This window comes from Trichococcus flocculiformis (genome assembly GCF_963662535.1).
GTDB lineage: Bacteria > Bacillota > Bacilli > Lactobacillales > Aerococcaceae > Trichococcus > Trichococcus flocculiformis.
This window is the reverse complement of sequence record NZ_OY759718.1, coordinates 1211171-1233392: the sequence shown is the minus strand read 5'-3', so window position 1 is coordinate 1233392 and position 22222 is coordinate 1211171. Positions and strand designations below refer to the sequence as shown.

Genomic DNA, 22222 nt, shown 5'->3' with positions numbered 1-22222 from the left:
ATTGTAGCGAGTACGCTACAATTATTCATTTCATGATTATATATGAACAGATATCCCCCTCACGGATTTCTGCGCTTAATCGCATCGATATGCGCCTGTTTCGTTTCGTCATCAGCTTGGGTGTATCGACTCAATTCATTGTAGATCTGTTCTATTTCCAAAGGCGTGAAAAATTCTGGCCGCTGCATCATGTCCTCTGCAATTTCGCAAGCCAGCACATCCTGGTTCATCACCTTCACTTCCGGCGAATAAACAGACATTTTCTTGAGGACGCAACGCTCGCTGAAAACGATATAGGAACGAAAAACCTCGTCGCCCAGACCAAGGTGCTGCTTCAGAACGCTGATATGCTTCTTGTTCTGCCAGATGGGATTGTAGAATTGATAGTGCCGGCCGCCTCGAAAAATCTGTTTCCAGTACTTGCTGTTCTCATCCCCGAAAATCCAGCCGCTGAAATTTTTCGACTCGAAAACATAGATGCCGGTTGCCGAAATCATGATCAAGTCGATTTCAGTGGTCGTCCCATTTACCTTGGGCAAATAAATATTCGTCAACAATTTGTGCGCATCGCCCAAGTCCTCCAAACAGGAATAGATCAGGAATTCACCGTATTTTCCATCATCAAACAGAGTATCGAAGACGCTATTGCCGCTTGCAGCGTTGTACGCGGTCCTTTGGTATCGGTTGTATCGTTTATGTTTCTTCTGCTTCGGCGAGCCTCCACTAAATCCCTTACACAAACCAACAACCAGAAGAAAAAACAGTATTATTTCCAAATTCAGCAGCTCCTTTAATCGGTAAGTATGAGAGAGGCGTTTAAGCATTCGAAGATAATATACGCGACTCACCAGAAATTGATTGCTGTTTCAGTAAGATTTAAATTGCGCTCGCTCCTCCGGTGAACGGTCTTTCCGCCGGAGGAGAATCTCAATAAAGCTTATTACCTCCGACCACCGCGGCTTCGCCGGAGTACAGCCACCCGCAATTCAGTCACCTTCGGCCAACATTCGCTCCCCGGAGTTGAGCTATACGGAAGAGAGGACTGCGCCTTTCCAGTAAGGATTTCGCTTGGTGGTCATACTAAAAAGACCGATGGGAGTGTCCCATCGGTCTTTTCAACGCAATATGCTACGCTCCGATTTCTTGGAGCAATTCTCCAATTTGTTCAAAAACTGCCAACGCTTCATCCCAATTCTGCGGCGTATCCGAGTACAGCAACGAAGTATGCAGCAATTCATAACTTTTTCGGGTATCCCTAGAAAAACGTTCTTTCCAAGATTGAAAATCATACGCTGCTGTTGGATCAAACTGAACAGAGATTTTTCGTTTCTCCAAGTAGTGGACATCTGTTTCTTTCGTCATTCTTACGATAGACATTAATTCTTCTTTATTTTGCAAGAACTGCTGGATTGCCGGTAATTGATACAACCGGACAACATCATAAATATGTCTCACCTTGCTTGACAATGTTCCAGAAAAGGCATGACGTTTCACCGACATCACCTTATCAATGAATGTTCTCTCCGCATTCAAGACGTTTACTGTGACTTCCTTAAGTTCGTATTCAGCGATCGCATCCGTTTCACCGATACTCTCCAAAAATTCTTGGATATAGGACTTCATCGTTTTCCTCTCGTACGGATGCGGTCTGACGCTCGACCCAATTTCTAATTTTATCCGTTCAAGATTCCGATACTCATCGGTGAACCAGACATAGCTACTCTTGTTCCTATCATTTCTTTCTTCAATGACGAACTCAGACTTCCCATCGCCGATTATCACTTTTTCAGCGGCTTTTAACGCCTTATTGATCTGTTTTATTGAGAGGCCAGCTTCGGGTATATACGTCAAGTCGATGTCTTCTGAAAAACGCTCAATGGAACCAGGGTAACATTTACTCAGAGAAGTACCGCCTTTGAACACTACAGAGTCAACAAATTCACTATCCGCAAGGTTCTTCAGCAACAACGTGATGAAATAGTCTTTCCTCACCGCATCGGAAGGGATGTGTCTCCATTGGGCCGTTAACTCAATCAGTTCTTCAAAATCTTGTTGATTCTGGTGTAGCTTCATAGATTTTTTCCACATCCAATGCATCATATTTTGAGGTTCCTTTTAAATATTTTCCGACCGTATTGCTTACGCCAAAATGATCCAGAACATTCTTCAGCGAAGCGAGTGTGCTTTTTTTATACTTGATTTCACCGAGAATGTTCCCTAGCTTGTTTTCATTGTAATGTTCCGAAGCAGCACTCAGAAATTTCCATAAATTTTTGTAATTAAGATCTTCAATTTCTTTGTGATGCTGCAAAACCTCGAGCAGTTCAATTAATTTTTTTGTCGATGCATCAAATCTGAGATCCGCTTTTTTCACTGAAACATTCCTGATTTGCCTTTTTTCCTCGAGAGGTATGTTTGAATACATTTGAATGTCTTTGGAAAGTTGAGTTGTTAATCCGTACATAGTATACATACGATAACCGATGACGATTCCGTTTTTTTCATTCTTGCCAAGATAGTGCTCCAGAATGTCCTTCTCACTCGAAAGAATTTTCCCGAATCTCCCCGATTTGGGTCTACAATAAATTCCTTTCGTCAACCTTTCGATTTCCCCAGCCTTTGCCATCCGTGAAACTACCTGGTAAAACGCTTGCTCCGGTATTTCGCTGAATTTCTCTTTGTGGATTTGTCGTGCATCGATGATTTTCAGTTCGGGATATCTTTTCACACTGTCTGCAATAGTACTTGTAAAACTCATTATTGCTCACCTCATTTACTACCCAAAGCGTACTCAGAACGGTAGTAATTGTCAAGTTTTTTTGATTTTATCTTGACAAAATCATTGTTTTTTTATGGGGAGAAAAACTTAGCGGAGCAGCACTTTCTTCCGGTAAAGGGATCCTCTGCCGGAGGAGAACTCCCAAAAAATCATCACCACCGACCAACGCGGCTTCGCCGGAGTACAGCCGCCCGCAATGCTTCCTCCTCCGGCCAGCATTCGCTCCCCGGAGCTGATTTAGCCGGCGCCAGCTGTCTTCCGATGAGGGTACTGCTCACCGGAGCTGGCGATTTCCTCCGGTAAGGGGCTGCTCTGCCGGAGGAGGAGATACCGAAACATCATCACCTCCGACCAACGCGGCTTCGCCGAACTTCAGCCGCCCGCCATACTTTCTCCTCCGGCGAACATTCTCTCGCCGGAGTTAAGTAGTGGTCGCAAGTCTGTCTTCCGACGAGCGCCCTCCTTGTCGGAGCTAGCGTCTCCTCCGGTAAGGGTTCTCTCGCCGGAAGAAAACACCCCAAATGACTATCACCTCCGACCACAGCGGCTTCGCCGGAGTACGTCCACCCACCACGCAGTCTCCTCCGGCTAACATTCGCTCACAGGAGTTGAATTATCCGGAGCAATCTGTCTTCCGACGAAGGGTCCTCTCGTCAGAGCAGTTGTTTCCGTATAATTGTGTAAAAAGAAAAGGCCATACCCAAACCTTTGGTACAATGTAGTTACCACACAACATCGCAAAGGAGAACGGATATGACCCAACTAAATATTAATATAAATATGGAAGAATTAACAGAGGCAGTTTTGAACAGCAATATCACCAGCATGATGAAGTCAATGGCAGTGCTGGTTTTTAACGCTTATATGGAAGCGGAGCGGGACGAGCACATCCGAGCCAGCCAGTACGAACGGACCATTAGCCGGACAGATTACCGCAATGGCTATTACGAACGGGACTTCACTCTTTCCATCGGAAGGCTCACTTTAAAAGTGCCCCGTACACGCAACGGTGATTTCTCCACTAAATTATTTAAGCGTTACAACAGGATGGATCAGGCTTTCGTGCTAAGCATGGTGGAGGCTGTGATCAACGGTGTTTCCACGAAGAAAGTGTCGAAAATCGTGGAGCAATTGTGCGGAGAAACCGTATCGAAATCGTTTGTCTCCAGTGCAATGAAGCATCTGGATCCAGAGCTTAAGGAGTTCCGGGAACGCTCTTTGACCGGGCATACCTTTCGGTATGTCTACTTCGATGCCATGTACATCAAGGTGCGCGAAGACCACCGGGTCATCAGCAAGGCCGTCTACATCGCCCAGGGCGTCAATGATTTGAACAAGCGGGAAATCCTTGGTTTCAAAGTATCGGATCAAGAATCCAAGGAGACCTGGAGATCCTTCTTACAGGATCTGCGGGACCGTGGATTGATGCAGCCTAAACTGGTGATTTCGGATGCCCATCAGGGCCTGAAAGCCGCCATTCAGGAAGTGTTTGTGGGCGCAGCCTGGCAGCGGTGTACGGTCCATTTTCTCCGGAATATCCTGGACGTGATGCCGAAAAAAGATAGCGAAGAGCAGCGTCAAGCCTTGCGGAAAATTTTCCGCGCCAACACCCTTCAGCAAGCGTTGGAAAGCCGTCAGGCATTCGAGGAGCTGACCGGTGGAGAGAACCGCTTCAGCAAGGCCTTGGAGACGTTGGACAGCGGCTTTATGGACGCAATGCAGTATCTTCAGGAACCGGAAGTCTACCACATTTCCCTGCGGACAACCAATTCCCTGGAACGGGTCAATCGCGAGATCCGTCGAAGAGAACAGGTGGTTTCGATTTTCCCGAATACTGACTCAGCGGAACGCTTGATTGGCGCAGTTCTGATGGATATCCATGAGGACTGGGAAAAGAACCGTTGGACATTCCTGATGAAGACAGGAAATCCGATCGTAGGGAGGACTTAACAATTGCACGCTCGGTTTAGGTAGGAATCGGTTTTTGATTCCTACCTAAACCGAGGGTCCTGCCAGGCTCGCCTGGCACAAAAACACACGTATCAAGAAAAAGGAACTACAAAGTGATTTTACACAGGATTTCGGACTTGACCGTCAGAGCTGTCATCCTCCTCCGGTAAGGGCTCTCTCGCCGGAGGAGAACGACCAAAAAAACTATCACCTCCGACTACAGCGGCTTCGCCGAAGTTCGGCCACCCACCACGTTTCCTCCTCCGGCCAGCATTCGCTCGCCGGAGCTGAGTAGCCGGCTCAAGGCTTTCCTCCGATAAGCGGTCTTCTCATCGGAGCTAGTAATTCACTCCGGTGAGGAAGATTTTTGTCGGAGAACAACACCAACACCAGTAGCAGTGCTCTTATCCAGCTAACCCCTCTTTCAACGCAGAAAACACAAAATATCCCCAGATCGTCCATTATAGAGAGACGATTTGGGGATATTCCAAAAAGATTTTATCTTAACAAAAACAGCTTTACCATTCAGCTATGGTGCCATCGTAGTTTTTCCACATTGGGTTGGTCCAGATCAGACCTTCCTGTGCGATTTCCTCTACAAATTCTTCATTCATTTCGATACCCAAACCTGGTTTTGTTGGGAGCTCTACGAACCCATCCTTGTATTGGAACATTTCTTTGTTCTTCACAAAATCCAATAAATCGAAGCCCTTGTTGTAATGGATGCCGAGGCTCTGTTCCTGGATAAATACGTTCGGTGTGCAGGCATCGACTTGTAATGTGGCAGCTAGTGCAATCGGACCGTATGGAGCATGTGGAGCGACTGCCATATCATAGGCTTCCGCCATCGCCGCGATTTTCCTTGTTTCTAAAATCCCGCCGACAAGAGCAACGTCCGGTTGGATGATATCGATGGCTCCTTGTTTGAAAATGTTCTTAAATTGCCATCTGGTGTATAATCTCTCTCCAGTCGCCAATGGAGTCGCTACATGTTGCGCAATTTCGGCAAAGTGCTCCTCATTTTCAGGAAGAACTACCTCTTCTAAAAACATAGGTTTGTAAGGTTCCAATTCTTTTGCCAAGACCTTCGCCATGGGTTTGTGGACGCGGCCGTGGAAATCAACACCAATTTCCAAATCATAACCAACTTTGTTCCGGATCGATGCGACTCTATCCACGACTTCCTGAACTTTTTTGAAGGAATCGATATAGTGGAGCTCTTCAGTGGCGTTCATCTTGATAGCTTTAAATCCGCGATCCAATCTATCTAAGGCACTTTCCACCACCTCGTCTGGCCGATCTCCGCCGATCCAGGAGTACACCATGATGTTATCGCGGACAGCACCACCCAATAATTCATAAACCGGTGCATTGTAGTACTTGCCTTTAATGTCCCAAAGTGCCATCTCGATACCGGAAACGATTGTGCCATTGATTGGGCCACCTCTAAAGAAAGAACGGTGCAGTTCTTGCCAAATTCTTTCGATTTCCATCGGATTCCGTCCGATGATCCGTTTACCCATTTCATAAGCACCGGCAACGACTGTTTCAGTTTTTGTGCCTGAGATCATTTCACCCCAACCATCAATTCCCTCATCCGTGCTTATTTTGATGAAAATCCATCTTGGTTTGACTTTATAGACTTTAATATCAGTAATTTTCATAGTTCATCCTCCATTATACAATTCATTAGTAAGACTGTTCTTCACTTACTAGTTCGATTTCTTCATTAGTCTTTTTTGATTTAGGTTTGATCACTTCAAAGTAAACCCAAAATAGTGCAATAACAGCAATCATGATAGGCATCGTTATGAATAACGGCCCAACGAAGGCAAAGAAAATCAAGAAACTATGCGTCAAGCTAGTTGCTGAGAAGGACGAGATGAACAAAGCTCCTCCCGCAACCGCCACTTCAATGCCTATCGAAGATGCAAGATCCGTCAGAATTGGCGCTGTAATGGAACCTGCATATAAAATCGCTGTAGTAGTAGCGAGTCCAATGATAATATTTTTCAAGAAGTTTCCGCGTGTGAGTGCAACAACAAAAGCAATTCTAAACGGAATGATCGCTAGGTCAGCGAAAGGCAACATTCTATTCCCTGGTAATATGAATGCCAAGCCAATAGTTAAAGGAATCAAAATCAAAGCAGTAGTGATTACATCTTGGTTTCCCACTACAACTGCTGCATCTAAGCCGATAAATAGTTTTCTGTTTTTGAATTTCCGTTGAGACCAGTCCTGCGCTGCTTCAGAAATAGGCATTAATCCTTCAACAAATAGTGAAGTCATTTTAGGAATAATTACCAATACCGCAGACATACTTACACCTAATTGCAACGATGCGGTAATGTTATACCCACCTAATAATCCAATAGCTGAACCTAATATCAAACCTAGTATCATTTGATCTCCAAAAAATCCCAAATATTTTTGAACATCCTTCAGTGTGATATTAACTTTATTTATGCCAGGAATTCTGTCCAGCAACCAATTCAAAGGCCAAGCCAGCAACAACGTAGAAGTTGCCGATACCGTTGGCAATGACACTCCAGGAATACCGAAGAATTTTTCAATCAGCGGCTGAGACCAGTCAGCTATTTTAAAAGTTGTAATGGCCATAACCACAGAAGCACCAATGCCCAGCCAAATATTTTTTGTAACATAGTGAACCATAATACCCACAATGGCCATATGGTGGTAATTCCAAATATCAACATCTAGCGTGCTAGTAGTTTTGGTCAATAGCATAATAATGTTTACTGCAAATATTGAAAATACAATAAACACAATGATTGGAGATGACCACGTTATAGCTGCAATGGAACCCCAACCCACATCCAGCACATCTAAGTTTATGCCGATATTTTCGACCATTGCTCGAGAAGCAGGACCTAAGTTTGAGGACATGTAGTCCAGCAATAATTTTATACCCGCAAAACCAATGCCCAATGTTAAACCAGATTTAAAAGCTTTGCCTAATTTTAAACCGAAGAATAAGCCAATAACCGTTATGATAACCGGCAACATCACTGTTGGGCCAGCATCAATAAGCCAATTGAATCCTGACATAATTGCACTCCACATAATCTTTCCTCCTAAATCTGATTACTATTTTAGATAACCCAAAATCTCTTTTAATGTATTTTCTTTACCGATACCCGTTAACAAAGACAACCCACCTACGACAGGCGTATTTACTTGACCACCAAATTGCCCTGTCGTAACAACTAAATCATAATTATCTGCTTTTCCAGGAACTTCCATTAATTTACATTGTTCCGTTTTGATGATTACTCCCGCATTTTCTGCATATTCTCTGATTTTTGAGGCCACTACTGTTGATGTTGCAATTCCATTTCCACAAGCTACTAAGACTCTTTTCATATCTGATCTCCTACTTTCTTATAATATGTATTCCAGTACATTCATGATTTCTTCTTTAGACTTCGAATTAGCGATTCTTTCCGTTAAACTTTCATCTTGAATAATGGAAACAATCTTTTGTAACATTTCAATTTGTCCATGAGGCTCGCTTATGGCCAGCATCATCACGATTTTAATGTCTAATGGCTGGTCTACGTTTTCCATAGATTGGAAAGTGACTGTTTCATCCAAAACGCCGATTGCAATCGTCGTTTTGTTTACCAAAGTATAGTCAGCATGCGGAATCGCAATCTTATGACCTAATGACGGTAAACCGGTTGGATAAATTTTTTCCCTTTCAAGCACTGCTTCGCGATAACCTTCTTTGACGTAACCTAACTTATATAGTTGTTCTGACAATAAACCCAATACGTCCTCATTCTTATCACACTTCAAATCCAAAAATACAAGTTCGTCATTGATTTTTAAGTCCATACCCATATGCTTCCCACCTCAATTACTCAGCTTTTCATGAAAAGCTGCTAATGATTTTTTTAGATTATTTATATTGCACGCTTGAATATCTTCTTTTTCGAAGATACCCGATCCAATACCTACAAACTGAGCGCCATTCTTCAAAAAAGTATCAGCATTGTCTTGATTGACTCCACCCACTGCCATGAACGGTGTGACGCCTAGTGGTCCCATCAGCGCGTTGAAATGGCTGATATCCACGGATGCAGCAGGGAATATTTTGATGATATCCGCTCCCGCTACCTTCAACGCATGCACTTCTGATGGTGTCATCGCTGCGGGGACTGTCAACACACCTTTGCTCTTACAGAATGAAATAACTTCTTCGCTCAATACAACCGGTGACAGGATAAAGGCAGCCCCTGCATCCACTGCTTGTCGCGCATCCTCCAGATTAAGCACTGTTCCTGCCCCAATCAGAAAGCGGTCGCCGTATTCCTCTGCTGTTTTTCGGATTGTTTCAAAGACATCCGGCGAATTTAATGTTATCTCCAATGCATAATGTTCTTCCTGTCCTTCTAGTGCTTCCATCACCGTTTTTACTTGATTATAATCATAGCCACGCAAAATGATGGTTACTTTCGGAAACTTAGTCAATTCCATCTTCTCTGCCTCCCTTTCTTTTTGCATCACACGTTTATTTTGGATGCTTCTTTGATGATTTTCCTCACGACAGAAAGGTCTTCCGCCGCTAATAGATTACTGATTGCGCTATCATCTTCGGCCAGTTGGTTCAATTGGATAATCGCTTTCAGATGAACGGACTGATTCAGGATTGCCAATGGTGTTATGATGCGAATTTGCTTTTGATTACGAAACTGCACAGGCTTTTTCAAGATCAATAAAGCAAATCCGTCCGACAAGACACCCTTTTCGACCGATGCGTGCGGTATGGCCATAGTATCACCCAAAAAGCTATAGGCTTCTTCCGTGTCATTTTCCGAAATCAAAGTATCGATATAGCCAGCTGTAATGATACCCCTGTTCAATAGTGGCGCACAGGCTATGGTCAGTGCCTCTTTCCAATCCTTGGCACTATCAATCATTTGGATAGCGTCCGGTGCAAAATAGCTATTCAGATCCGGCAACGCATTTTGATCCGGTAAGACTTTCGTTTCCGATTGATTCGCTAAAACTACTTGGTGCAATGCCTGCTCTAAACCATCTTCATCCGTCACTTGAGAATACTGCTTGACGACCTCCATGATACGTCGCACGGCTTCGTCATCATACATTCCGATTTTCTGGTAGACTTGTCTTTTTAATCCGATTTTTTCGTTCTCAGACATCAATGGATCAACCAAAAATGATAACTTATCTGTAACAACTGGTACGGAGGTAAAGGCAATGTCATACCTGTTGGTGTAGTTACTGAACTCTCTTGAGGACAACGTTTCCGTAAAGACAAAATCCGGAAATAAATCCTTCAATGTATGCTTCAATAACCGCGAGATAGTCAAACCATTCGCACAGACGACCACTGCAACCGTCTTATTCTTCAGTGATATGCCTTGATTCACTAATTCGGTACCGAATAAGAATGTCAACAGAGCTAATTCATTCTGAGGGAATTTCACCTGCAACAATTCTTCAATCGGATAGATGATTTCCTGAATGATATTGAATAAAATCAGCAAGTTATCGTCCCCGCGTATAAATCCTTCATAAGAATCGACCTCCAGATTCAAATGGTACTTACTGCGGTAATATGCCGGTCTAAGATGCATAAACAATCTTTCCATCAGCACTCTCTGATTGCTTACTCTGATAAACACTTTATCTTCAAAAAGACAAATAACTTGTTCAACCGCTTCCTTCAATTGCGTTTCTTCGAATTCATATACCGCAGATTGCTGGATATTCGCCATCAAAAACTGTAGGATAAGCCAGCTCCGGTCGACCTCGGACACATTCATATGCGCCTCCAGGATTTGTTGTGCTATCCTATATTCTCGTGTATCCTGGATATCCGAATAGAGTGTAGTTGATTTCTTTGGAAGATACTGATTATTTTGTGCCCGCGATAGATTGAACGCAATCACATAAGACAGAACTTCCAGACTTTGATCGGTGTATTTCAGATTAAGCAATTGCTCCATTTCTCGAACAAGATCAAAAATCGTCTTCTTCCGCTCTCCAAGCAATTCATCCATGTAGTCCGATCCGTGATACATTTCCAAAATGTCCATGACCAACACTCTTATCAATTTACGGACCACCATCTCATCGCCTAAAATACAGTAGCCTCTCATCCGTGAGTAAGTAATGGTAAGTTTGAAAGATGCAAGATATTTTATAGCTAACTTAACATCGCTCAATGCCGTGTTCTTGCTTACCTTCAATAAATCCATCAAATGTGCCAACGAAACTTCCTCGCTCGTATCGATCAAATACAAAATGATCATTAAACTGCGCTCTTGCTCAGTCGGAATATAATCCGTTTCGTTCTCCCAACACGTTTCCTGCATTTGCTCCGCAAAATAATTCTGAACTCTTTGATTCAGGATAAAAGCCCCTGTATTATTGCGTTGAATGACAGGCAATCCATTCGTTTCCAACCAGCCGTTTGCTTTTTCGATTGAGTACGTTATCTGCCTCCTTGATAAACTTAATTTTTCTTCTAAATCTTTACTTTTCAAGTGAGGATATTTCAAAAGGACTTTAATGATTTCCAAACTGCGTTTATCCAAAAACATGTTGTCCCCTCCTGACATTTCTAATTATAGGTTTGAACCCATGAAAATTGTACACGTTTTCATACCAACTTTTGTCGTGCTTAGCTTTGATTTTTGTTCAGCGTTGGTCTTGATGGTGGTTAGTAGGCTGGTATGACGGGTTTTATGTAACCCTACTTTCATGCTGAAATATTCCCAGTGTATATGTACAATCATCCATTATACAGTTCTTTTTTAAATCTGCGAAAAGGAGCGATACGGAAAACCAGGCAATAACCTTTTATGGTTTGAGAAAAGCTATTTCATTAAGTGCACCGCCTTGCCGGAATTTCCGATGAACGACAAATTGACCGCTGAGACACCCCAGCGGCCCTTCGTTATAGTATTCAATTCATCATTACTTCCCAAAACACGTATACAATTCCTCAGCCAGTTTCGTACTTTCCAGCCTGATAAAACTGGCATCGTTGCTTTGGTTACCCAGGACATCGATGCTTCCGTACCAAACAACTTTGCGATCAATAAGTACACATTTTGGTCCAGTAGCGTCTTGTTGTTGCAAGTCGATTCCTTTGTCTGCCAATGACGCAAGCAGCAGCATCCGATTGGAGCGATGTTGGGGATCGGCAATACTGTCAGTATTCTTCGTCATTACGCTGACCGTGACCGTTTCCAGAATGCGCGGTTTGATGGTATTCAGGAATGTCGCCACTGTTTTGCCGGCCAGAGCAGGACTGACCATCATAACCTCACGCTTGGCAGACAGCAAATCTCGCTTCAGTTCGTCGGCGTAATCCTTTCCGGTATACATCAAACTGCGGCCGCCCGCTTCCTGATCCGCCAGTTCGACCGAATAGCCGATGCCGGTATAGCCCGTCTGCCGCTTGCGGTACATCCGCTCGAGCACCGGAACGTGGACATCGACATAATCGTAGATGCGGACCTCGGTTTTACCTTCGTAGAGACGATGCAGGCGTCCGGCGTATTGGTGCAGCCGGCCCTTCCAGGAAATCGGCATCGCCAAGAAGAGCGTATCCAGGCGCGGTTCATCGAAGCCTTCGCCGATGAACGAACCGGTAGAAATGATTGTAAGCGGTCGATTTACCGGCGCTTCACGGATTTCCCGCAGCTTTTCTCGTTCTGTCTTCCTACCCAGCCCACCCGTAACCGCCACCACATCAGGGATTTCCTCTCGCAGCAGCTCTTCCAGCCGTTTCACATGCGCCACACGTTCCGTCAGGATAATTGCGTTCCTGCCCTCGCGGTAGTTTTTGATGATATCCGCAACCAATTTGCTGTTACGCTCTTCATTCTCAAAAATCTGTTGATAAACCTGTTGAAGGGACATCTCCTCCCGGATTGTCGGATCGAACGCTGTGAATTGCATCCTTACTTTGTGGTCGAACGGCCTTGCCTTCGCTTGTTTCTTCGCATTATCCTTGTAACGGATCGGACCGCACTGCATATAGACGATTGGCTGCAGCCCATCCTTCCGGGTCGGTGTAGCCGTCAAGCCATAGACGTACTTGGCCGGAGCCGCCTGCAGAACCTGCTCGAAACTGAAGGCGGATATGTGGTGGCACTCATCCACGATGATCATACCGTAATCCTGGAGGCATTCGTGGACTTCACCTTTGTGGTAAAGGGATTGCAGCAAAGCAATGTCTATCTTTTGGGTCAGCTTTTTCTTTCCGCCTCCCAACTGCCCGACCAGCTTTTTGGCTTTCTTTTCGTTCTCGGTATCCGGGAAATCGAGGAATGCTTGGATTTTCTCCTGCCACATACTGACCAGACTCGTTTTGTTCACGACAATCAAGGTGTTCACTTTCTTCTCGGCGATGATGTTCAATGCGCACACCGTTTTACCGAACGCGGTCGTCCCGCAGAGAATCCCATTATCGTGTACAAGCAGATTGGCCACCGCTTTTTCCTGTTCCGGCCACAACTCTCCTTTGAAATCCACACGTAATGCATCCCCACTGACGGTATCATCCGTCACCGAGACAGGGATATCCAAAGATTCGAACAACGCCATCAATTTTTCTATATAACCGCGCGGCAGTCCAATATATTGCGCATCCTCCGCGCCGCATGAAATCAAGCGGGTAATATTATGGGTGGACATCCGACTGGCTTGCGCTTGGTAGAACGCAGGGTTGTGAAAGACCGCCATCCTCTTCAAATGACTCAACGCTTGCTCCGTCAATCCAGCTTTTTCGATATAGACCCGATTGGCAAGAGTGATTTTCACTAGATCCGGAAAATCTGCTCTTGTCAAAACAATCTGATTCTTCCGCCATGGTTTCATCGCTTCACTTGCCTCGGCGTTTTCGGAAAAATCTTCCGCCCCGTTTTGCGTCTGCAGTTTCTTCAGGAGTGATGAGACAGCATCAGCCGGTATTCTCTTGATTCCTGCCAAATAAGCCCACTGATCCTCATAAGACTGGAACGACTCATCGATAAATTCGCTGTTCCCATGCAGGCGCGCCGTTTTCTGCAGCGGCAAAGCGATCAGATTACCGAACCCGCCTTTCGGAAGGCTGTCCTGATTCGGAAAGAGCCGATCGAAGGACGACATCTTGATTTCGTGCCGACGATTCATGGCCGCAGTCAACAGTGCAGTTCCCAATTCCCTGGCAGTCTTCGCAAGCACGGCATCCTCAAAGAAGAACCACACATGCGCCCCATTGCCGGATTGCGAGCATTCGATACTCACCGGGATTTCAAAGTCCTTGCACACTTCCCGCAACACCTCAGCATCACGCTGCCATTCCCCTTTGTCCAAATCGATCGCCAAGAAGTGACAACTGTCATCCAGACAAATCGGGAATACCCCTGCTATCATTCCATCAAACCCACGCAGATGATGATCGACAACCCGCTCATCAAACGGAGCATACTCCCCATCACCCGGCTTCCGTTCCCAAGGCTTGGATTTCATCGGACCGTAAACCATCTTTCCTTCCTTCTTGTTGAAATACTTATGCGCGTACACATCCTCTCGACCTTTGAAAAGCGACATGAACAGATGGATTTTTTCGGAGGGAGAGGAGTATTTATTAAGAGTTGGAAAGGGCTTTTCTTCTGGCTCAGTATTGGACTTTCCTATGGCTAGAGTAGGACTGTTGGCAGACTTGGATTTGAGATAATCACAAGATGTATCCTCCACAAGAGGTACTTCTGCCTGTTTAAGTGCGGATTCCAACAATAAAATACGTTCCTTGAGCAATTGGTTCTCTTGTAGCAACAGTTGATACTTTTCGTAAAGGTTTTCTGGATTCATGGTTGTTTTCCAACTCCTAACCGTCCTTGTCGATGAAAAAACCGATTAAAAAGATTATCCTATAACATTTAATGTGTCTTTAACATGTTACTTACCTTTTATCGCGTTAAGAAGATGTATCACTGTAACCTCAATGCAGAGATATCTTTCTAAATCGTTCTAAATTTGGTGGATTTCCCACATCAGAAGTATACCAAAACTCTAAAGCCATCATTTAATTCTTGCAACAATCGTAGACCAAATCTCTTCAGCTACTGCATTTGGACTCATTATTTCTTCTCCGTTCATCAATCTCATGGTCATTTTTAGACCGAGTATCTTTTCTGCATTCGTCTCACAGCGTATCATTTCATTGAATGAATTATCCGAATGAGTAAATGTATTATCATAAGATAGATTTATTGAGGGTGTACTTCCTCCAAATGACGTACCTAACCATATCTTCAAAGTAAATCGCAAATTACCATCAACATACAATTTATACACATTCTTCTGATTTGTTATGATTTCCTTATCACTTTCGAAATTTTGATTACTTTTGCCCGTCCTAGCGAGCAAATTATCCAAGGTTGAAATGATAGTATTGTAACTCTCATTCATATATTTATTTTTATCTCTATCTGTAATTTTCTTCAAATTTGGAACTAAATCCACTCTCTCATTCGAAACTGCTGGGTATACATTCAAATTACGTTGCAAGTGTCCTTGAATTTCCCTCCCTAGCAATTGAGGAGGTTGTCCCACATCAGGTAAATCTATCAAATTTTTGTTAAATATTCGATGAAGCAATTCTTTAAATTTTATTTGGTAATTCCCTGGAGCTCTGAAATCAATATACATATAGTTTCCCAAATAGAAAGGCACTGGTGAAGTTCCTTCTGTACTTTCGAGTAAAATAGGAATTACCCTATTTGGATTACTTTTTAAGACATTCATAATAAGCCGTGTTTCTACACCAACGCCACCTATCTGTGCATCTGCTTTCATAACATAATCGGGAGTAAACACCGTTATTATATAATCATTGTCTCTTACATTGTTAGCCATCATGGTATCCAAATGCACCAGACCTTTTTGCGTCTGGTTAATATCTAAATCTGCTAGCACTCCAGAATTTCTCAAGTCTGCTACTAACGCTAAGATCCACTCTTGATTTTCAGGATTATCCCAACTATAACTGAAAAATACTCTTGGTTGGCTATTCAAAATATCATTCCTCCTACTAATAAAAAAATTTTATTCCAAGAAATTTTCTCGCAATTAAATAACTATGCCTAGTATCTGCTTTTTCTATCCCCAAAAATTCAGCCATTGTAAATCTTGGATTCAATTATATAGATACCGGTTTCGGTGATCGTAATGAATTTTATCTCAGTAGTGACCCCGTAACCTGCATATAACTTATACTAAAGAATAATGGTAAAAATATTATCTCCCTCTAAACTCCTAATTAATTAAATTGCTAATCCGACCTATAGGAATCCAGGTTAATACTTTTAGAATGCTCACCAAGATATAAAGGTAATTTTTGCATTTTTTAGTTCTTTCCATTCTCCCCAATATTTATTATTCCATGATCCGCTAAAATCTTTTGCACTTAGTACCTCATATACAAATAACCAATTTTCATAAAAATCATGTTCTGTTGTTATTAAATCTTTTGCTAAATCAATAAAGTCAATTACCGGCTCTTTTCTACTTTGTGTATACAAAAATGCTAGTAATAAAAAAATACAATTACCACTTTCTTTTGCATCCACAAATTTATAATCATTTATTATGATATTGTACTTAATGCCAAAATATAAAGAAAAGCACACTGCTTCATAATTTTGAACTTTTACTTCCTGGGTGTAAAGTTTATTTATAAAATCAACCATCTCGCCGCTTGTGATTGTAAGAGGACCAATTAAATAATCTTCAAATAACGTTATTAGGTAAGGGTATATCAAGATTAAATGAAAATATGTCTTAATAAAGCATATTCTCGCATTGCTAGTCAGATTTTTTTTAGATAACGTTTTAATAGCATAATTCAATATTGCAGCATTGTTATTATTATTTCTCATTACCTCAACAGCTTTATCGATAAAATCTCGAACTTCATTAAACTTAACTGGCTCACTGCTTGGGATAGCCGCGCTCAATTCCCGAACCCAATCATTTTTACTAGCTAATGGAAGTTCTATTATTTTAGTCTTCTTATGATTTAACAGTAAACCATAGCCCCTAAGTTCACTTGCTAAATCTAATAAAAAAAGGTTAGCCTCAGCGTGGCTAGAAACATAACAAGTATAATCATCGATATTTCTGACATAATCATATTTAGGAGTTAAGTTTTTATCTATGCTCGTCAAAATAACCTCTGAAAGTAGATTAGATGTATGGGGACCAATTAATACGCCATGTGTTTCTCCGTTTGTTGTGTCTTGTGTTGCCTTGTCCATTTTGTTATACCATTTTTTGTAGTTGGTTTTCTCTATTTTGGCCTCCTTTTTCCCAATTAGTGCCCAAGATATTGAATGTGTATATATACTTGGGAAGCAAGAAGAAATGTCTGCGGAAACCATATATTTTTTTCCAATTAATAAATCCAAATCTGGAGTCCCATCAATTTTAAAATTTTTATAATTCATCTCAAATATCTTCTTGCTTGTTTTAATACTTCTAATATGTATTCTGCTAACCTTATGAGATTCATTCATAGTGTTCTTATAAAAAATATTTTGAAGTTCTTTCCAATTATTTTTGATTGACATACATAAATTATTATAAGACATTGGTGTAGGAATACCCATAGCCCGAGGTATTCCATTATTTCTTATTGTATCGTAATGAATATACCCTCTGGGATGACTAGAAAACTGATTTCTCTTTGTGGAACATAACTTATAAAAATCATACGAAGATAGAAATGGTGGAAGTTTTTCTGAGAACATACCATATCCTAGTAACCCTTCATAAATTAAGTCACTACTTATCTGATTCATAAATTGATAATATTTCAATAAATTTCATCCTTTACGAAACTATTTTTGAAGTTGTTTAATGATATTAAAAGTACAGACTTTTGCGTTAGAAAACTACATAACCCTACAAATAAACACAAGAGTCTTATGTACTGTTGTATCTGTTGAAAAATCTTTTTGCTCTCAAAAATATTAATTTCCCTGTAACTATACTACTCACAATTACTATACCTCAATATGATACTTAGTATTTCTTTTCCATACTTCTCGCACTTTACATCCCCAAAACCGGAAACCTTCCTTAACTCATCCAAATTCGCAGGCATTATTGCAATCAGCGCCTCCAGCTGGAGATTATTATAGACATAAAACGCCTTGACGCCTTCCGCTTTGCTGGTCTCATACCGGTATTGTTTCAAAGCCTGATACAACGGCGTTTCATCAATCTTAACCTCAACTCCGCTGTTCTCTTCCCTATCTACAATCGCATCACTCTGCTCAAATCCGCCACCCACCAAATATTTCTCCGCATAATCAACAGGATTCTCCTTATGCAAACCCACAAAAAACTCAGCCATCTCATACATCTCTTTCTCGGAAGACGCCAGATCCTTGTTTTCGCGCAGCAGCCGCTTAATGTAGTCAATCAGCTGGTCGCTCCGGATGATCTGATCTTTCACGTTTTTCGGCGCCCGCTTCAGGTTGATGACTGTTTTCGGATTAGCCAGCACAATAACGGATTTATGGAAATCACCAAAGGATTTCTCAAGCGCCATACGCATCAGCAGATTCCGTTTTTTTCCCAGCCGCAACGCCTTAATCATCTCCATATGCCGCGCATTCTGCGTAATCGGACTGTAAATGCCTTCCTTTTTGCGTTTCCCGTTGAATTCCAGCTCGCGGATGAATTCCCCGCGGCTATTGACCTCAAGATTTCCGAAAAGATTTTTGCATTCGACGACGAGGCAAAACTTCGTGGTGATGATCAGGTAATCGATCTGAACCGACAGACCCTCGTGTTCGAGGCGCAGATCGTGCAGCACGATGATCGGCAGGTAGCTGTTATTCAGCTCAAACGCGACGTTATCCTCCCCGGCAATGCCGTACGCGAGCAGCTTCATGTCGCGCTCAATCTGCAGCTTCACCCTGTCCGGCGCGGTGGCGTAAAGCTGCTGCAACCGCTCCAGCTGCTTCTTCGAATCGCTGTCGGCCTTATAAAAATCCGGTTTCTTCAGACCCACCGGCTTTTGCGTAACCAATTCTTTGAAAGAATCAAAAACTCCCATCATAATCCTCCAATCTCTTTTTGCGTAATTTTACAATCTGGTTGCCTGATAAAATACTCGCTCAGAACTGAGCAAAGCTGTTGAAGCCCCCACCTGGGACAGCTGACTTTCCCATACAAAAGACCCCTGTCCTTCAAAAAAGAATTCATTCTGAACAAAACGAAATACTTTGAAGAACAGAGGGCTGCTAAAACTTTTTCTCAATTTATTTTAAACAACTAATACAATATCAATTTTACTATATCCAATCAGATTAAACTATGATTAAAAGTGATTATTTCTATATTTCTGATTTGGTATTGTTAGTGAACAACGGCTTCGCCGGAGTTCCATATCCAAATAAAACTCACCTCCGGCCAGCGTTTGCTAGTCGGAGGTAAGCTTGTTATGCGTGTGCTTAGCTCCGTGTGGAGTAGGCCTCGTCGGAGGTGGCAAACCTTTAGCGGTGTTTGGATGCCACCGACTCAGTTCCTATATTTTTTGTTGTAGACTATACAATCAAAAGCGCTCATCAGCGAATTTCAATATGCACATCTTTCCCCAAGCCCTTAGCGATTTTGATGAGGAAATCTAATGAAGGATTATAAGAGCCACTCTCAAGTCTAGAAATGTTGGACTTTCTGGTTCCAGCTCTTTTAGCCAGCTCTTCTTGAGTCATCTTCATACTTTTTCTTGCTTCGATGATTTGTGAGATCAATTCGTATCTTGGCTGTAGCTTGTTGTATTCATCTTGAAATTCAGCATCTTCCATCATTTGCGCTTTAATGTCGTCAAACTTTACTCCTGCAGATTTTGTTTTAACATCCAATTTACTCATCACTGCACCTTCTTTCATAATCCTCTTTAGACACTCCTCAGCATCATGTTATCATATACGATAACTTCATTCAAATGATAAATTGTGTTTACAGTAGCGCAACAAAATGGGCAGACATCACATAAATATCTCTAACTCTTCTTAAACAGATGAATGTAGATACTGACGACACCTGACACTTTCGAACGACGAGCAGTTCTCTGCCGGAGGAGGAGATACCAAAAGATCATCACCTCCGACCACTGCGGCTTCGCCGGAGTTCACCCGCCCACCACGCCCTCTCCTCCGGCGAACATTCTCTCCCCGAAGCTGATATAGCGGGCACATCACCACTTCCGATGAGCACTCCGCTCATCGGAGCTGGCGATTTCCTCCTGTGAACGACTGCTTCACCGGAGTTCGGACGTTCCTGTGGATCCCAGTTCCGGGGAGGATGGGCTAGTCGGAGGTAACCAATGGATAGCACCGCTACCTCCGGCGGCCAGCCGTGGGCCGGAGGTGATGAATGGGAAGAAGTCTGTCCTCCGGCGAGCACCCGCCTCGTCGGAGGACGGCGCAAACAAACAAAACAAACCCCAGCAATCCTCGCTGGGGTTCACACACCTATCTTAAAACGCAACGGACTTCTCAATAAACCGCCTGCTCACAATTGTCGAAACACCCAGCATCGCGATGCTCAGCGCGAGGATCAAGCTGGTTATTTGCAGCGGATTGAAGGCTGCCACAGTGGCTATAAAGTCGGAGCTCTCTAAATTGTCGAGTACACCCGTCTTTTGCAGCAGGATGATGCCCATCGCTAGGATCCCCATGATCGCAAAAATGAATACGCGGGCTTTTTCAGTTCCGTAGCGCAGGTACAGCGGCGTGATGATGGCACCGTAGAAACACCCATAAAAGAAACTATAAAGAGCGTTGTACAGCAAATCCTGTGCGCTCGTCTGCAGCTCTGGAACGAATGGCATCAGCAGCAAAATCAAACCGACGGACAGCAACGTGGCCACCAGGGCAGATACCAGAACCAGCAGTTGCTTCTGGATCACGTAATCCTTCTTGCGTATCGGCAAGGTGAACAGATAGAGGAAGCCGTGGTTTTCCTGATCATAGAAAATCGTCGAAGAGGTCGTCGTGACGAAGAAAAACGCCATCATAATAAATACCACCGGAACGGATTTGATCGTGTAGGCGTTGAACGCCGCGATCAGCATAAACATCAGCAGTGTTTTCAGCTGCTTCTGCAACAGCAGCAAGTCTTTTACCCAGAGGCCTCTCATAGTCGGTCACCATCCATTATCATCAGCATTATTTGGTCGATCGTCGGTTTTTCGACGATCACTTTCGGGTAGTTCTCCATGTAGAACAGCCGCTGGTCCGTCAGCAAGTCGTAGCCGTAGTTGGTACGCTTCCGATACAGAAGGAAGTCGCGGTCGAGTTGCTCCAGTGCCTCTTCATCCACCTTCAGGACGCCGTATGCATCGAGCAGGCGGTCGGTCTCCTCGTGCAGGAGGACTTTGCCGGCCTTCAGGTAGTAGATGTCGTCGCAGAGTTTCTCTAGGTCGCTCGAGATGTGCGAGCTGATCAGGATGCTGCACTGCGGGTGGGCGACGAGGTAGTCCTGCAATATGTCCAAAATTTCGTAGCGCGCGCTGACATCGAGTCCACTCGTGGGTTCGTCGAGAATCAGCAGCTGCGCCCCGTGCGACAGCGCCGTCAGCGTCTTCAGTTTGGCCTTCATCCCGGTCGAGAATTCCTTGAGTTTTTGATCCTGCGGCAGGTGGAAATCAGCACATTTGCGCAGGAAATAGCTTTCGTCGAATTTTCGGTAAAAACTTTTCAACAGCCGATTGACGTCCTTAATCGTGTAGATATCGTTAAAAAAGGATTCCGCCAACACGGTGCCGATGCTTTCACGGTCCGCCAGCGACAAATCCGCGATGTCCTGCCCGTTGATTTTGGCGCTGCCCGATGCGATCGGTACCAAGCCCAACAGCGCTTTGAAAAGGGTCGTTTTGCCCGCGCCGTTTTCCCCGACAATCCCGGTGATCGTGCCCTCGTTCACCGTCAATGAACAATTCAACTCGAAACTCGGATACGTCACGACGGCGTTTTCCATTACAATCATGCTTATTCCTCCTCCAGAATCATCGCGGTCAGTTCCGCCAACTCCACTTTTGAGATGCCGGCCTGCCGCGCTTTTTTGATCACTTGCTCCAACTCTTCTTGCGTGCTGTACAGCAGGTTTTCCCTTTTCGCGTGCTTGTTCACCGCCAGTACAAAGCTCCCTTTGCCGTGGACCGTCGCGATGAAACCCTCTTGCTCCAGCAAGTCATAGGCCTTTTTGACGGTGAGTGCGCTGGCCTTGATCTCCTTCGCCAGCACCCGCACCGAAGGCAGAGGCTCGTTCTCCTTTAAACTCTCTTCCAAAATCAACGACTTGATCTGATTCACCAGTTGCTCATAGATCGGTACCATCGAATTGTGCTGAATGATGATTTTCATCCGAAACGACCCCCCCTCCCTTTCGATAAACAGTATATAACAGTAGTTAACAGATGTAAAGTCGGAAACG

The 22222-nt window shown here is 43.6% G+C and carries 18 protein-coding genes; 1 reads left to right on the top strand and 17 read right to left on the bottom strand.

Features of this window, described 5'->3' with window-relative positions:
• Positions 1 to 59: 59 nt before the first annotated feature.
• From ACKPCD_RS06020 to ACKPCD_RS06010, 3 genes are all read right to left on the bottom strand, one after another.
• A complete protein-coding gene (locus ACKPCD_RS06020) occupies positions 60 to 776 on the bottom strand; it encodes a nuclease-related domain-containing protein (RefSeq protein WP_321434348.1) in 717 nt (238 codons plus the stop codon).
• Positions 777 to 1128: 352 nt separating this feature from the next.
• Positions 1129 to 2073 (bottom strand): nucleotidyl transferase AbiEii/AbiGii toxin family protein, encoded by a 945-nt coding sequence (locus tag ACKPCD_RS06015; protein ID WP_321434347.1) that lies wholly within the window; start codon positions 2071 to 2073, stop codon positions 1129 to 1131.
• Positions 2042 to 2758, bottom strand: a complete 717-nt coding sequence (locus tag ACKPCD_RS06010; RefSeq protein ID WP_068562075.1) for a type IV toxin-antitoxin system AbiEi family antitoxin domain-containing protein — start codon at positions 2756 to 2758, stop codon at positions 2042 to 2044. The genes ACKPCD_RS06015 and ACKPCD_RS06010 overlap by 32 nt, the downstream gene beginning before the upstream one ends.
• Positions 2759 to 3532: 774 nt before the next feature.
• Between ACKPCD_RS06010 and ACKPCD_RS06005 the strand changes: the two genes are divergently transcribed.
• Positions 3533 to 4729, top strand: coding sequence for an IS256 family transposase (locus ACKPCD_RS06005; RefSeq protein WP_321434246.1), 1197 nt, complete (start codon positions 3533 to 3535; stop codon positions 4727 to 4729).
• A gap of 518 nt (positions 4730 to 5247) precedes the next feature.
• On the opposite strand, the gene dgoD is transcribed toward ACKPCD_RS06005, so the two are convergent.
• The 14 genes from dgoD to ACKPCD_RS05935 form a co-directional block, all read right to left on the bottom strand.
• Positions 5248 to 6393, bottom strand: coding sequence for a galactonate dehydratase (gene dgoD, locus ACKPCD_RS06000; RefSeq protein WP_321434346.1), 1146 nt, complete (start codon positions 6391 to 6393; stop codon positions 5248 to 5250).
• Positions 6394 to 6418: 25 nt separating this feature from the next.
• Positions 6419 to 7813: a PTS galactitol transporter subunit IIC gene (locus tag ACKPCD_RS05995; RefSeq protein WP_321434345.1), complete on the bottom strand. Its 1395-nt coding sequence runs from the start codon at positions 7811 to 7813 to the stop codon at positions 6419 to 6421.
• A 24-nt stretch (positions 7814 to 7837) separates the two neighbouring features.
• Positions 7838 to 8113 (bottom strand): PTS sugar transporter subunit IIB, encoded by a 276-nt coding sequence (locus tag ACKPCD_RS05990; protein ID WP_321434344.1) that lies wholly within the window; start codon positions 8111 to 8113, stop codon positions 7838 to 7840.
• 18 nt (positions 8114 to 8131) lie between these two features.
• On the bottom strand, positions 8132 to 8587 hold the full coding sequence (locus tag ACKPCD_RS05985) for a PTS sugar transporter subunit IIA (RefSeq protein WP_321434543.1): 456 nt from the start codon (positions 8585 to 8587) through the stop codon (positions 8132 to 8134).
• 18 nt (positions 8588 to 8605) lie between these two features.
• Positions 8606 to 9229: a bifunctional 4-hydroxy-2-oxoglutarate aldolase/2-dehydro-3-deoxy-phosphogluconate aldolase gene (locus ACKPCD_RS05980; RefSeq protein ID WP_321434343.1), complete on the bottom strand. Its 624-nt coding sequence runs from the start codon at positions 9227 to 9229 to the stop codon at positions 8606 to 8608.
• A 26-nt stretch (positions 9230 to 9255) separates the two neighbouring features.
• Positions 9256 to 11322 (bottom strand): BglG family transcription antiterminator, encoded by a 2067-nt coding sequence (locus ACKPCD_RS05975; protein WP_321434342.1) that lies wholly within the window; start codon positions 11320 to 11322, stop codon positions 9256 to 9258.
• A gap of 376 nt (positions 11323 to 11698) precedes the next feature.
• Positions 11699 to 14584 (bottom strand): TOTE conflict system archaeo-eukaryotic primase domain-containing protein, encoded by a 2886-nt coding sequence (locus ACKPCD_RS05970; RefSeq protein WP_407702684.1) that lies wholly within the window; start codon positions 14582 to 14584, stop codon positions 11699 to 11701.
• 210 nt (positions 14585 to 14794) lie between these two features.
• Positions 14795 to 15790, bottom strand: coding sequence for a toll/interleukin-1 receptor domain-containing protein (locus ACKPCD_RS05965; protein WP_321434340.1), 996 nt, complete (start codon positions 15788 to 15790; stop codon positions 14795 to 14797).
• A 299-nt stretch (positions 15791 to 16089) separates the two neighbouring features.
• On the bottom strand, positions 16090 to 17592 hold the full coding sequence (locus tag ACKPCD_RS05960) for an RNA-directed DNA polymerase (RefSeq protein ID WP_321434339.1): 1503 nt from the start codon (positions 17590 to 17592) through the stop codon (positions 16090 to 16092).
• Positions 17593 to 17765: 173 nt separating this feature from the next.
• Positions 17766 to 18839, bottom strand: coding sequence for an HRDC domain-containing protein (locus ACKPCD_RS05955; protein ID WP_321434338.1), 1074 nt, complete (start codon positions 18837 to 18839; stop codon positions 17766 to 17768).
• 511 nt (positions 18840 to 19350) lie between these two features.
• On the bottom strand, positions 19351 to 19656 hold the full coding sequence (locus ACKPCD_RS05950; protein WP_321434337.1) for a type II toxin-antitoxin system RelB family anti-toxin: 306 nt from the start codon (positions 19654 to 19656) through the stop codon (positions 19351 to 19353).
• A gap of 608 nt (positions 19657 to 20264) precedes the next feature.
• Entirely contained in the window at positions 20265 to 20927 is a 663-nt protein-coding gene (locus tag ACKPCD_RS05945) for an ABC-2 transporter permease (RefSeq protein WP_321434336.1), read from the bottom strand.
• Positions 20924 to 21775, bottom strand: a complete 852-nt coding sequence (locus ACKPCD_RS05940) for an ATP-binding cassette domain-containing protein (protein ID WP_321434335.1) — start codon at positions 21773 to 21775, stop codon at positions 20924 to 20926. Before ACKPCD_RS05940 ends, ACKPCD_RS05945 begins: the two co-directional genes overlap by 4 nt.
• A gap of 2 nt (positions 21776 to 21777) precedes the next feature.
• Positions 21778 to 22152: a GntR family transcriptional regulator gene (locus ACKPCD_RS05935; protein WP_321434334.1), complete on the bottom strand. Its 375-nt coding sequence runs from the start codon at positions 22150 to 22152 to the stop codon at positions 21778 to 21780.
• Positions 22153 to 22222 lie beyond the last annotated feature (70 nt).